Below are 14,711 nucleotides of genomic sequence, written 5' to 3' on the forward strand. Positions count from 1 at the left end.
ACCTCTGGAGCCTGGCCTGGAGGTCGTTCGAATGAAACGATGGATGATGGTCCTCGGAGCGATGGCGGTGATGAGCGGCGGATGTCAGGAGGTCGTCCTCGATCCCATTCAAAGCGGGGCCTTGAAGAGCTCCCCGGAGTCGTCCGCCTCGAGCCCCAACGTGATCGCGCTGCGAGGCAGCGACGTGGATTTCGGGGCGCTCCACTTCTTTCCCGCGCATCCCACGCTCGATCCGCCGCCGTGGGATGATCCCGACGCGCTCGTCCTCTTCTTCAGCAGCGCTGTCCAGCAATGCACCGATCCCGTGATCCCGATGCAGATCCAGCTCGGCGGCACGTGCGACATCGCGCCTGTCTGGCAACACATCTTGATGATCCCACCCGAGCTCAACACGCTTGGTCTGATCGATCTGTCCGATCCACGGATCGGCTTCCAGCAGTTCACGCTCTCGGCCGATTGCAGCGGGGGGGGCGGGACAGGCATCAAATACTGGGGCACGCTCGAGATCGTCGAGAGCGACGAGGCCTCGCTCTTCGTGAAGGTGCGCGACATCAACCACCCGGAGTTCCCGATCGACGGCGATCACGTGGTCCAGCGCTGCGGCGACTAGACCGCTGCCTCGCGCCTGCTCGACCCTCTCAGGAGGCCAGAGCACAAAAAAAACAGAGCGCCCATTCGACGGTGGCGGGCGCTCTGCGCGCTTACCTCGAGCGACGAACGGGTTGAACCACGAGAAAAAACCAGGAATTTCACAGGGAGGCGAGGAGGCGGGGAGCGAGAGACGGCAAGAGGGAGAAATTCATTTTCTTTCTTCCTCCCCGCCTCCCCGCCTCTCTGTGAAAATTCTCCTGGTTTCCACGTGATCGGTGTTTTAGCAGGACGCGGACCAGGTACTATCCCACCGCCCCTCACGCTCCCGGGCAGCCTGCCACCGGCAGGAGGCGGCGGGCTCGACCGTCGGACCTAGCAGGCTCGCGCTCGAGCCGACGCAAGGGCGCCGCCGCCATTTCCCATGGCGGAGCGCGGCGCTTTTGGCAACATGCTCCGACGCTCGACGCCTCGGAGGCCGCCGCGCTGGCTTTCGAAGATCCTCCTATGCCCGATAGTCCACGCTACGTCGTGATCGAGGTCCTGCACGACGGGCCCGAGACGATCCTCTACCGAGCCCGGCGCGAGGCGGACGGACGGCCGGTGGTGCTCAAGGTCCTGCGGCGCGACCACGCGAGCCCACGCGCCCTCGGGCGGCTGCGCCACGAGCACGACGTCGCCAGGGCGATCGACACGACGGCCATCGTCAAGGCCTATGGGATCGAGGCGTTCCGGGACCAGATGACGCTGGTCCTCGAGGACTTCGGCGGCCGCTCGCTCGACCGGCTCATCCAGGGGCCGATGCCGCTCGATCGCTTCTTCCCCCTCGCTCGCCGCCTCGCCGGCGCGCTCGCCGAGCTTCACCGACACCGTGTCGTCCACAGGGACATCAAGCCTCAGAACCTGCTCTACAATCCGGACACCGGTGAGGTGAAGATCACCGATCTCGGGATCGCCTGCCTCTCGCCCCGCGAGCGCCACGACCTCCCTCACAACGCGCTCATCGCGGGGACGCTGGCGTACATGGCGCCCGAGCAGACGGGCCGGATGAACCGCTCCACCGACGAGCGGACCGATCTGTACTCCCTCGGCGTCACCTTCTACGAGCTCTTGACCGGCGCCTTGCCCTTCCAGGCGAACGATCCCGTGGAGTGGGTCTATTGCCACATCGCCCTGAGCCCACCCCCGCCGCACGCGCTCGTTCCCTCGATTCCCCCGCAGCTCTCGGCGGTCGTCCTCAAGCTGCTCTCCAAGGCCGCGGACGATCGCTACCAGAGCGCGCTCGGCCTGCAGCGCGACCTCGACGAGTGCTCCGCCAGGTGGCAGGCGAGCGGCGCCATTCAGCCCTTCGCGCTCGGCGAGCGCGATCTCTCCGATCGGTTCCAGATCCCAGAGCGGCTGTACGGCCGCGCGCGCGAGCTCCAGGCCCTGCTCGCCGCGTTCGAGCGCGTGGTCGCGAGCGGCCGCCCCGAGCTCGTGCTCGTGTCGGGCTACTCGGGCATCGGCAAATCGTCGCTCGTGGCCGAGCTGCGCGGGCCGGTGGTGCGCGAGCGGGGCTTCTTCCTCTCCGGCAAATTCGAGCAGCTGAGGCGCGACGTCCCTTACCACGCCTTTCTCCAGGCGTTCCGGGCGCTCTTGCGGGAGATCCTGTGCGTGAGCGAGGAGGCGCTCGAGCGCTGGCGGCAGCGCCTCCGGGAAGCCGTCGGCCCCAACGGCATCCTGCTCGCCGGCGTGCTCCCCGAGCTCGCGCTGCTCCTCGGCCCGCAGCCGCCCGTGCCCGAGCTCGCGGGCGTCGAGGCCCGGCACCGGTTCCACGCGACGCTCCAGCGCTTCGTCGCCGCGTGCGTCCAGAAGGAGCACCCGATGGTGCTCTTCCTCGATGACCTCCAGTGGGCCGACGCCGGGAGCCTCCAGCTGCTCGAGCAGCTCATCACCTACACAGAGACAGAACACCTCTTGCTCATCGGGGCTTACCGGGACAACGAGGTCGGCCCCGCGCACCCGCTCTCCCTCATGCTCGCCGACGCCCGCAAACGCGGCGCCGCCTTCAGCGACATCGTCCTCGCGCCGCTCTCCGCCTCCGACGTCGGGGCGCTCGTCGCGGGGGCGGTCCAGACCGTGGCCGAGCGCGCCGAGCCGCTCTCGCAGCTCGTCTACGAGAAGACCGGCGGCAACCCGTTCTTCGCGAACCAGTTCCTCATCGAGCTGCACCAGCAAGGCCTCATCTCCTTCGACGCGGAGGCGGGCGCCTTTCGCTGGGACACCGCCGCGATCCGCGACAAGGGCTTCACCGACAACGTCGTCGATATGATGGTGGGCAAGCTAAGGCGGCTCCCGGCCCCCACCCAGGACGCGCTCAAGCTCGCCGCGTGCCTCGGCAGCAGCCTGGACCTCGACACCCTCGCGATCGTCGCGCGCCGCCCCGCAGCCGAGCTCGGCGATGCGCTCGCCGAGGCCGTGCGGGAGGGGCTGCTGCTCCGCCGGGACGGCACCTACCGGTTCCTCCACGATCGGGTGCAGCAGGCCGCCCACGCGCTCATCCCCGCCGGACAGCTCGCCGAGGTGCACCTCTGCATCGGCCGGCTGCTCCTGAAGGGACAGCGCGCGGACGAGCGCGAGGACGCGCTCTTCGACGTCGTGGGGCACCTGAACCGCGGCGCCGCGCTCATCCGCTCCCAGGCCGAGCGGGACGATCTCGCCGCCCTGAACCTCCGCGCCGGCAGGAAGGCCAAGGCCGCCGCGGCCTTCCAGTCTGCCGCCGCGCTCTTCGCCGCCGGCCTCTCCCTGCTCGCGCCGGCCTCTTGGGAGGCGCGGCACGAGCTGACCTACGCTCTGACCTTCGAGCGCGCGCACGCCGCGTACATCGCCGGCGGCTTCGACGAGGCCGAGCGGCTCCTCGAAGAGCTCCTGGATCACGTGAGGACCGCCTCCGAGCGAGCCGCGGCCGTCGAGCTCGCCATCGCCCTGAGCGTGACCCGCGGGCAGTCCGCTCGCGCGGTGGAGATCGGGCTCTCGTTCCTCCGCTCCTGCGACGTCGACCTGTCGATCCCGCTCACCGAAGCGCGGCTCGCGGAAGAGACAGAGGGCGTCTGGCAGGCCCTGGGCGACCGGACGATCGAGAGCCTGATCCACCTGCCCCCCATGACGCACCCGACGTGCAAGATGGCGATGAGCGTCCTGGCGAGCGTGGCTGTCCCCACGTACTTCGTGCACCCGGACCTGAACTACCTCGTCGTCGTGCGCATGGTGAAGCTCAGCCTGCAACACGGCAACGCCGCGAGCTCCGCTCACGCGTACGCGGCCTTCGCGAAGGTGCTCGGCCCGAGGTACGGGCGGTACGAGGAGGCCTACCTGTTCGGGAAGCTCGGTCACGACCTGGTGGAGAGGGACAACCTCCTCGGCATCAAGGCCATGGTGTCTTCCCTGTTCGGGCACCTGATCCTCTTCTGGAAGCGCCACTACCGGGAGACCTCTCCCTACACGCGCGCCGGCTTCAACGCGGCGCTCGAGGCCGGCGACCTGAACAACGCGTGCTTCCTCTGCATCTGGGCACCGCTGTTCCCGCTGCTCTCCGGCGAGCCGCTGGAGGACGTGCTCCACGAGATCGAGGAGCGCCTCCGCTTCGTGCGCAAGACCGGATACGAGTTCGTCTACACAATCCTCCTCTTTGCCTACGCGCTGGTCGAGACGCTGCGAGGCAGGCCTTTCCGGCTCACGATGCTCGATGGCTCCGAGCTGGATCCGGGCGAATTCGAGGCGCGGTTGCCTCCCGGGGACATGGGCGGCGTGCTCAGCTTTTACTGCAGCCTGAAGGCCCAGGGTCTTTTCTTGCTCGGGTCCGCCGAGGAGGCGTGCGAGGCGACGCGACGCGTGATCGTCGACAAGCCCTGGAGGAGCGAGCCGCACGCGCTCGTGGCGGAGGACTTCTATTATCGCGCGCTCTCGCTCGCCGCCGCCTGTGACGATGCGCCCGACGCGGACGGGGCGCCGTCGCCGGGGCGGGAGCTGCCGGACGGGCTGCTCGACTGCGAGCGGCAGCTCGGCGAGTGGGCCAGGAACGGCCCCGAGAACTTCCTCCACAAACACGCCCTGGTCTGCGCCGAGATCGCCCGGCTCCGCGGGCAGGAACCGGAGGCGCTCCGGCTCTACGAGCAGGCCATCTCGTCGGCGCGGGAGGGCGGCTTCGTCCAGCACGAGGCCATCGCCTGCGAGCTCGCCGCCAGGTTCTTCCGCGCGCGCGGCCTGTCCACGTCCGAAGGCGCCCACCTGCAGAAGGCGCGCGCCGCCTATTTCCGCTGGGGCGCCCACGCCAAGGTGGAGCAGCTCGACCAGCGGTATCCGTTCCTCGTCGAGCGCAAGCCGATCGCCCCCACCGTCACCTTCGCCGTACGAGCCGAGCAGTTCGACGTCCTGTCCGTCGTCAAGGCCTCTCAGAGCATCTCCGGTGAGCTCAAGCTCCCGCGCCTGCTCGAGATGCTCCTGCGCACGGTGATCGAGCACGCCGGCGCCGAGGAAGGTTATGTGCTCCTTGCCCGAGGCGATCGCCTCTCGACGGCGGCGGCGATCGCCGCGTCCGGAGGCGCGGCGCGGCTGCTCGACGCGGGCGAGGCGGCGGCGGCCCCGCTGCCGCAATCCGTCCTCAACTACGTTCGCCGCAGCCACGAGCGCGTGCTGCTCGACGACGCCGCGGGGAGGCACCCTTTCCTCGAGGACGAGTACTTCGCGCGGAAGAGGCCGAGATCGGTGCTGTGCCTGCCCATCGTCCGCCAGTCCCGGCTGCTCGGCCTGCTCTACCTGGAGAACAGGCTCGTGGCCGGCGCGTTCACCCCCGGGCGGCTCACCGTGCTCGAGCTGCTCGCCTCGCAATCGGCCATCTCGCTCGAGAACGCCATGCTCTATACCGACATCGAGCAGGAGAACGCCGAGCGCCGGCGGGCGGAGCGGGGGCTCCGCGAGAGCCAGGCCACGCTGCAAGCCATCGTCGACAACTCCGCCGCGGCCATCTTCCTCAAGGATCGCGAGGGCCGACACCTGCTCGTCAACCGCGAGGTGGGTCGCATCCTCGGCATGAAGGCCGAGCAGGTCCTCGGAAAGACGAGCGCCGAGCTCTTGCCCGCGGCGATCGCCGCGGCGTTTGACGCTCATGATCGACAGGTGCTCGACGGAGGCGAGCCGCTGGAGTTCGAGGAAGACATCATGATGGAGGACGGGCTGCACACCTTCCTGTCGGTCAAGGTCCCTCTCGGCGAGAGCGGCATGCCCGGCATGCTCTGCGGCGTCTCCACCGACATCACCCAGCGCAAGCGGGCCGAGCTCGCCGAGCGCTTCCTGGCCGAGGCGAGCCGAAAGCTCATGGCCCTCGGCTACGGCGCCACCCTCGAGAGCGTGGCGCAGCTCGCCGTGCCCGAGCTGGCCGACCGGTGCGTGATGGAGGTGCGCCTCGATCAGGCCTCTCCGGAGCGCACGGCCACCGCGGGGGTGCCGGCCGAGCTCGCAGGCGCGCTGACGGACGCGCTGCGACCGCTCTCGGCGGCGTCGCTGAGCCGCGCGGAGGTGGGCGACATCCGCGCCGCGCCGCTCCTCGAGCCGCTCGGTGTTCACTCCTTCCTACGCGCTCCGCTCCTCGCGCGCGACCGGTGCTTCGGCGTCATGACCCTGCTTTCGAGCGCGCCCCGGCGCCCCTACGGCACGGCCGATCTGTGGCTGGCCCAGGAGCTGGCGAGCCGCGCCGCGCTCGCCCTCGACAACAGCCGCCTGTTCGCCGAGGCCCAGGAGGCGATCGAGCGCCGCGACGAGTTCCTCCTCGTCGCCTCGCACGAGCTCAAGACCCCGCTCACCTCGCTGAAGATGCAGGCCCACCTCCTCGCTCGGCTCCTGCCCCGCCTCCAGCGCGCAGAGGTCGCCCCGGAGCGCATCGACGCGGCGATACAGGTGCTCGATCGCCAGATCGCGCGCCTCGCCCACCTGGTCAACGAGCTGCTCGACGTCACCCGCCTCAACGCCGGCCGCCTCTCGCTCACGCGCGCGCCGGTCGATCTGGCGTCCCTGACACGGGAGGTCGTCGAGCGGATGAGACAGCAGCTCGCGGACGCACGCTGCCGCCCCCAGCTCGAGCTGGAGGGGCCCGTGGTGGGGCACTGGGACGCTTCTCGCATGGAGCAGGTCCTCATCAACCTCCTGTCCAACGCGATCAAGTACGGCGCGGGCGGCCCCGTTCACGTCGTCGTGCGCCGCGAGGGCGAGCGCGCGTTGCTCGTCGTCCGCGATCACGGCATCGGCATCGCCGAGGCCGATCAAGCCAGGATCTTCGAGCGGTTCGAGCGCGCCGTCTCCGTCCGCAACTTCGGCGGCCTCGGCCTCGGGCTCTACATCGTTCGCTGGATCGTCACCTCCCACGGCGGCACCATCCGCGTCGAGAGCGAGCCAGGCGCGGGCGCAGCGTTCATCGTCGAGCTCCCTCTGCGCCCGGCTGAGGCGGAGACAGACCCCCAGAGCGCCTCCCTCTCGCCGGCGTGAGCGTTCACCGGGGCCTCCCGGGCGACCGATCCGCTCGCCCCGCAGCCGAGCCGGCGCGAGGGCGCGCCGCCATTTCCCGTGGCGAATCGCGGCGCGTTTGGCACCATCAAGCCCGACGCCGACGCCTCGGAGGCCGCTCCGACTGCCGACGATCTTTCCTATGGCAGAGAGCCCACGTTACCTCGTGGTGGACGTCCTGCACCAAGGTGCAGAGACGATCCTCTACCGAGCGCGGCGCGCGGAGGACGGCCGACCGGTGGTGCTCAAGGTCCTGCGGCGCGACCACGCCAGCCCCCGCGCCCTCGGGCGGCTGCACCACGAGCACGAGCTCGCCAGCGCGCTCGACACGACGGCCGTGGTCAAGGCCCACGCCATCGACGCGTTCGGCGACCAGGTGGCGCTGATCCTGGAGGACTTCGGCGGCCGCTCGCTCGACCGGCTGCTCGATGGCGACGGGCCCATGCCGCTCGAGCGCTTCTTCCCCCTCGCCCTCCGGCTGACAGACGCGCTGGCCGAGCTCCACCGCCACCGCATCATCCACAAGGACATCAAGCCCCAGAACCTGCTCTGCAACCCCGACACCGGCCAGGTGAAGATCACGGATCTCGGCATCGCCTGCCTGCTGCCCCGCGGGTCCCAGGACCTCGCCCGCGACAGGCTCATCGAGGGCACGCTCGCCTACATGGCGCCCGAGCAGACGGGCCGCATGAACCGGTGCATCGACGAGCGGACCGACCTGTACTCCCTCGGCGTCACCTTGTACCAGATGCTGACCGGCGCCTTGCCCTTCCAGGCGAGCGATCCTGTCGCGTGGGTCCACTGCCATATCGCTCAGGCGCCCCGGCCGCCGCACGCGCTCGTCCCCTCGATTCCCCAGCAGCTCTCGGCCGTCGTGCTCAAGCTGCTCTCCAAGGCCGCCGAGGAGCGGTACCAGAGCGCGCTCGGCCTACGGCGCGACCTCGACCGGTGCTTCGCGGAGCTGCGCCGGAGCGGCGCCGTCGAGCCCTTCCCGCTCGGGGAGCGCGATCTCTCCGACCGGTTCCGGGTCCCGCAGCGGCTCTACGGGCGCGAGCGCGAGATCGAGGTGCTGCTCGCCGCGTTCGAGCGCGTGGTCGCGAACGGCCGGCCCGAGCTGGCGCTCGTGTCGGGCTACTCGGGTATCGGCAAATCGTCGCTCGTCGCCGAGCTGCACAGGCCCGTCGTGCGCGAGCGCGGCTTCTTCCTCTCCGGCAAGTTCGAGCAGCTGAGGCGCGACGTCCCCTACCATGCCTTCCTCCAGGCGTTCCGGGCGCTCTTGCAGGAGATCCTGTGCGCGAGCGAGGAAGCGCTCGAGCGCTGGCGGCAGCGCCTCCGCGAGGCCCTCGGCCCCGACGGCAGGCTGCTCGCCGACGTGCTCCCCGAGCTCGATCTCCTCCTCGGCCCGCAGGCGCGCGTGCCCGGGCTCCCGCCCGCCGAGGCGCAGGGCCGGTTGCACGCGACGCTCCAGCGCTTCATGGCGGCGTGCGCCCAGAAGGAGCACCCCGTCGCGCTCCTCCTCGATGACCTCCAGTGGGCCGACGCGGCCAGCCTCCTCTTGCTCGAGCAGCTCGCTACCTACACCGGGTCCGAGCACCTCCTGCTGATCGGCGCTTACCGCGACAACGAGGTCGGCCCCGCGCACCCGCTGCGGCTCACCCTGGCCGAGGTGCAGAAGCGCGGCGCCGCCGTCTCCGAGCTCGTCCTCGCGCCGCTCTCCGCCGCCCACGTCGCGGCGCTGGTCGCCGAGGCCGTCCACGCCCCCGAAGCAGCGGTCGAGCCGCTCTCGCGGCTCGTCTGCGAGAAGACCGGCGGCAATCCGTTCTTCGTCCTCCAGTTCCTCTTCGAGCTGCACCAGGAAGGTCTCATCGCCTTCGACGGCGACGAGGGCGCATGGCGGTGGGACATCGCCGCCATCCGCGACAAGGGCTTCACCGACAACATCGTCGAGCTGATGGTGGGCAAGCTGAAGCGGCTCTCCATCCCGGCGCGGGACGCGCTCAAGCTCGCCTCGTGCCTCGGCAGCAGCCTGGACCTCGACCCCCTCGCGATCGTCGCGCGCCGATCGGCGGAAGCGCTCCGCGACGCGCTCGAGGAGGCCGTGCGGGAGGGGCTGCTCCTCCGACGGGGCCCTGGCTATCGCTTCCTCCATGACCGGGTGCAGCAGGCCGCGTATTCGCTCATCCCGCCCGAGCAGCTCGCCGAGGTGCACCTCTGCATCGGCCGGCTGCTCCTGGATGCGCGGCGCGCCGACGAGCCCGATGGGTCGCTCTTCGACGTCGTGGGGCACCTGAACCGCGGCGCCGCGCTCATCCGCTCCCAGGCCGAGCGGGACGAGCTCGCCGCCCTGAACCTCCGCGCCGGCAGGAAGGCCAAGGCCGCCGCGGCCTTCCAGTCCGCCGCCGCGCTCTTCGCCGCCGGCCTCTCCCTGCTCGCGCCGAGCCGCTGGGAGGCGCGGCACGAGCTGACCTACGCTCTGACCTTCGAGCGCGCGCACGTCGCGTACATCACCGGCGGCTTCGACGAGGCCGAGCGGCTCCTCGAAGAGCTCCTCGCGCGCGCGAGGACAAGGACCGAGACGGCCGCCGCCGTCGAGCTCGTCGTCTCCCTGAACGTCACCCGCGGGCGGCCCGCCCGCGCCGTGGAGCTCGGGCTCGCGTGGCTCCGCAGCTGCGACATCGATCTGCCGCTCCGCCCCGCCACCGCACAGCTCGACGAGGAGACCGAGCAGGTCTGGCAGGACCTGGGCGATCGCGCGATCGCGGACCTGATCCACCTGCCCCTCATGACGGATCCGGCGATCGAGAACGCGATGGGCGTGCTGATGGGAGTGTCCCTCCCCGCGTTCTTCATGGACGCGAACCTGCACTACCTCGTCGTCCTGCGCATGGTGAAGCTCAGCCTGCGCCACGGCAACGCCGAGAGCTCCGCTCACGCGTACACCTTCTTCGCGAGGGTGATCGGCCCGAGGTACGGGCGATACAAGGAAGGATATCTGTTCGGCAAGCTCGGTCACGACCTGGCGCAGAAGAGCGGTCTCCTCACCACGAAGTCGGTGGTGCTCACCATGTTCGGACAGCATGTCGTCTTCTGGACGCGCCATTACCGAGAGACGACTCCGTACACGCGCGCCGGCTTCAGCGCCGCCGTCGAGTCCGGCAACCTGAACGACGCGTGCTACAACTGCATGTGGGCCGAGATGTTCCCGCTGCTCTCCGGGGAGCCGCTGGAGGACGTGCTCCGCGAGGTCGAAGAGCGCCTCGGCTTCGTGCGCAGGGCTGGCTACGCGTTGCCGCACGACATCCTCCTCGGCGTCCACGCCGTGATCCAGGCGCTGCGCGGGAGGCCGGTCCGCTTCTCGATGCTGGATGGATCCGAGCTGGATCCGCCGGCCTTCGAGGCGTCGCTGGAGGAGGGGAATCCGCCGCTCGTTCGCACGCTCTATTACACCTTGAAGGCGCAGGCGCTCTTCCTGCTCGGACCTCCCGGAGCGGCGCTCGCGGCGGTGACCCGCGGGCGCGCCGAGCACCCTTGCAGGGTCGATTCCAACCCTCTCGTCGCCGAGAGCTCCTATTACCTCGCGCTCTCGCTCGCGGCCGTCGCGAGCGAGGCCCACGAGGCGCGGCCCGCGCCGCCGGGGGAGCTCCCCGAGGAGCTGCTCGAGTGCGAGCGGCAGCTCGGCGAGTGGGCCAGGAGCGGACCCGACAACTTCCTCCCCAAACACACCCTGGTCCGCGCCGAGATCGCCCGGCTCCGCGGGCGCGAGCCCGAGGCCATCCGGCTCTACGAGCAGGCCATCTCGTCGGCGCGGGAGAACGGCTTCGTCCAGCACGAGGCCATCGCCTGCGAGCTCGCCGCGGGGTTTTATCGCGCGCGCGGCCTGTCCACGTCCGCAGACGCCCACCTGCAAACGGCGCGCACCGCCTATTTCCGCTGGGGCGCCCACGCCAAGGTCGATCAGCTCGACCAGCGCTATCCCTTCCTCGCCCCGCACAAGCCGATCGCCCCCACCGTCACCTTCGCCGTCCGGGCCGAGCAGTTCGACGTCCTGTCCGTCGTCAAGGCTTCTCAGAGCATCTCCGGCGAGCTCCAGCTCCCGCGCCTGCTCGAGATGCTCCTGCGCACCGTGGTCGAGCAGGCGGGCGCCGGAGAGGGGTACTTGCTCCTGGTCCAGGAAGATCGCCTGTCGGTCGCGGCGGCGCTCTCGACGTCCGGGGGCACGGCGCGGCTGCTCGACGCTGCCGAGGCGGCGGCGGCCCCGCTGCCGCAATCCGTCCTCAACTACGTTCGCCGCAGCCATGAGCGCGTGCTGCTCGACGACGCCGCGGGGAGGCACGCGTTCTCGGAGGACGCGTATTTCGCGCAGAAGAGGCCGACGTCGGTGCTGTGCCTGCCCATCGTGCGGCAGGCGCGGTTGCTCGGCGTGCTCTACCTGGAGAACACGCTCGTCACCGGGGCGTTCACCCCCGGGCGGCTCACCGTGCTCGAGCTGCTCGCGTCGCAATCGGCCATCTCGCTGGAGAACGCCGTGCTCTATGCCAAGGTCGCGCAGGAGAACGCCGACCGGCGGCGGGCGGAGCAGGCGCTGAAGGCCCACGAGGCGACCCTCCGGGCCGTCGTCGACAGCTCGGCGACGGCCATTTACGCCAAGGATCACGAAGGGCGGCTGCTGCTCGCCAACCGGCACGTGTGCGCCCTCATGCGCCGGCCGATCGAGGAGCTCATCGGAAAGACGGTCGTCGAAATCGTAGATTCTCCCATCGCCGAGGCCATGCACGATCACGACCGGAAGGTGCGCGAGGCGGGCGTGCCGATGGAGTGGGAGGAGGAGCTGCCGCTGGAGGACGGGCTGCACACCTTCCTGTCCGTCAAGTTCCCGCTCGGCGAGAGCGTCATGCCCGGCGTGCTCTGCGGCATCTCCACCGACATCACCGAGCGCAAGCGGGCCGAGCTCGCCGAGCGCTTCCTCGCCGAGGCGAGCCGAAAGCTCATGGCCCTCGGCTACGGCACCACCCTCGACGGCGTGGCCCAGCTCGCGCTGCCCGAGCTGGCCGACGGGTGCATCATCGACGTGGACCTCGCCGCTGCCCCGGGCGCACCGGGACACACGGTCACCGCGGGGGTGCCGGCAGAGCTCGCAGGCGCGGTGATGGACGCGCTTCGGCCCCTGGCGGCGACCTCGCCGGACCGGCCCGAGGCGGCCGACGTCCACCCCGCGCCTCTGCTCACGCAGCTAGGCATTCGCTCCTTCCTCCGGGTTCCGCTCCTCGCGCGCGACCGGTGCTTCGGCGTCATGACCCTGCTTTCGACCGCGCCCCGGCGCCCCTACGGCACGGCCGACCTGTGGCTGGCCCAGGAGCTCGGGAGCCGCGCCGCGCTCGCCCTCGACAACGGCCGCCTGTTCGCCGAGGCCCAGGTGGCGATCGAGCGACGGAACGAGTTCCTCCTCGTCGCCTCGCACGAGCTCAAGACCCCGCTCACCTCGCTGAAGATGCAGGCCCACCTCCTCGCTCGGCTCCTGCCCCAGCTCCAGCGCGCCGAGGTCGCCCCGGAGCGCATCGACGCCGCGATTCAGGTCCTGGATCGCCAGATCGCGCGCCTCGCCCACCTGGTCAACGAGCTGCTCGACGTCACGCGCGTCAACGCCGGCCGCATCTCGCTCACACGCGCGCCGGTCGATCTGGCGGCCCTGGCGCGCGAGGCGCTCGAACGGATGCGACAGCCGCTCGCGGACGCCCGCTGCCGCACCCAGGTCGATCTGGAAGGGCCCGTGGTGGGGGACTGGGATGCTTCTCGCATAGAGCAGGTCTTCATCAACCTGCTGTCCAACGCGATGAAGTACGGCGCGGGAGCGCCCATTCACGTCATCGTGCGCCGCGAGGGCGAGCGCGCGTTGCTCGTCGTCCGCGATCACGGCATCGGCATCTCCGAGGCCGATCAAGCCAGGATCTTCGAGCGCTTCGAGCGCGCCGTCGCCGTCCGCAACTTCGGCGGCCTCGGCCTCGGGCTCTACATCGTGCGCTGGATCGTCGCCTCGCACGGCGGCACCATCCGCGTCGAGAGCGAGCCCGGCGCGGGCGCCACCTTCATCGTCGAGCTCCCTTTGCACGCAGCGGAGGCGGAGACGGCGCCGGACGGGACCCTGCTCCCACCAGCCTAGGCGCGCGCCGCGGGCCCACTCGGCGCGCAGCTGGCCACGCGCCACGCGCCACGCGCCACGCGCCACGCGCCACGCGCCACGCGCCACGCCGACCGGGTGGGCCAGGCGAGCGGAGCGCCAGAGGCCAGAGCGCCGCCGCAGGCTCACGCGACGGCGCTGACAGGCGCTTTGCTCCTCTGATAGCGTAGCCCCCAGGAGACTTCCATGCCTCGCTTGAACCAGATCATCGCCATCGAGAAGGGCGTCAAGGCCCGCTCCCACCAGCGCCTCACCGAGGCGCACCACGCGCTGCAGAAGCCGGCGCTGCTCTCGGGGATCTCGCGCACCTACCGGTCGAAGGACGAGGAGGGCGAGCAGCTCCCGCCCGAGGCGACGCGGGTGCAGGCGAAGGCCGAGGACATCATCCGGAGCACCATCGACATCCTGGGCGAGCTCTTCGACGTCACCGCCACAAAGGACTACGCCAACTGCAGGGCGCGCGCGGACGTGGTCGTCGACGGCAAGGTGCTGCTGACGGGGGTGCCCGTGACCTACCTGCTCTTCCTGGAGAAGCAGCTCGTCGACCTGAACACCTTCATCAAGAAGCTGCCGGTGCTCGACGCGGCGGAGAGCTGGACGCTCGATCCCTCCGCGGACGCCTGGGCGACGGAGCCGGTGCAGACGGCGCGGACCAAGAAGATCCCGCGCAACCACGTCAAGGCCGAGGCGACGGACAAGCACCCGGCGCAGGTGGAGGTCTATCACGAGGACGTGGTCGTCGGTTACTGGAAGACGGTCAAGTTCTCGGGCGCGCTGCCGGCGCGGCGCATCAACGAGCTCTTGGATCGGGTGGAGAAGCTGCAGAAGGCGGTCAAGTTCGCCCGCGAGGAGGCGAACAACCAGACGGTCGAGGAGCAGAAGGTCGGCGCCTCCGTCCTCGGGTTCCTCTTTAGCTCCTGACGCGCGCCGCCCCCGCCCGGGGGCGCTTGCGCCGCGGCTGCCAGAGCGATATCGTGGCCGCGGAGTGCAAGTTGAAGCTCAAGCTCAGCTTGATGGGCTCGGCGCCCCAGTGCAGGTTCGACTCCTGCCCCCGCCATTTGCTCGTCTCTCTCGCGGCGGGGTAGCCCAATGGAAGAGGCAGCGTCGGCCCGTTCAGTGTCTCAAGCTCTCACTCCAGGCTCGAGCATTCGCCGCCGATCACCCAATCGAACGGGAGGAGGCTTGAATCGTCGGATGCTGGTTCAATTCCAGCCTGGCCAGCCCGCGCCGCGGTGAGGCGTCGCCTCTCCTCGCGCGGCGCCGGGGCGCTCCCGCCCCGGCGCGCAGACCGTGATGGCCGGTAGTTCAATGGCAGAACACGGCGGTGTAAGGACTGACCTTCGACCTTAAACGTGTGGGTGTGCGCAGATGGCGGCAAACCGAGGCCCGGGACTAGGCTACAGTCCCGGGTCTC

General features: G+C 70.2%; 4 protein-coding genes. All 4 read left to right on the forward strand.

Annotated elements, in window-relative coordinates:
- Positions 1-43 precede the first annotated feature (43 nt).
- The 4 genes from WME90_RS28810 to WME90_RS28825 all read left to right on the forward strand — a co-directional run bounded on the left by WME90_RS28810 (position 44) and on the right by WME90_RS28825 (position 14,218).
- Entirely contained in the window at positions 44-610 is a 567-nt protein-coding gene (locus WME90_RS28810) for a hypothetical protein (RefSeq protein ID WP_437275217.1), read from the forward strand.
- A 485-nt stretch (positions 611-1,095) separates the two neighbouring features.
- Positions 1,096-7,104 carry an AAA family ATPase gene (locus WME90_RS28815; protein WP_437275218.1) on the forward strand — a complete coding sequence of 2,003 codons (6,009 nt, stop codon included), beginning with the start codon at positions 1,096-1,098 and terminating at the stop codon, positions 7,102-7,104.
- 160 nt (positions 7,105-7,264) lie between these two features.
- A complete protein-coding gene (locus WME90_RS28820; protein WP_437275219.1) occupies positions 7,265-13,279 on the forward strand; it encodes an AAA family ATPase in 6,015 nt (2,004 codons plus the stop codon).
- Between the two features lie 204 nt (positions 13,280-13,483).
- Positions 13,484-14,218: a DUF7873 family protein gene (locus tag WME90_RS28825; RefSeq protein ID WP_437275220.1), complete on the forward strand. Its 735-nt coding sequence runs from the start codon at positions 13,484-13,486 to the stop codon at positions 14,216-14,218.
- Positions 14,219-14,711 lie beyond the last annotated feature (493 nt).

The organism is Sorangium sp. So ce375, assembly GCF_051473855.1.
GTDB lineage: Bacteria > Myxococcota_A > Polyangia > Polyangiales > Polyangiaceae > Sorangium.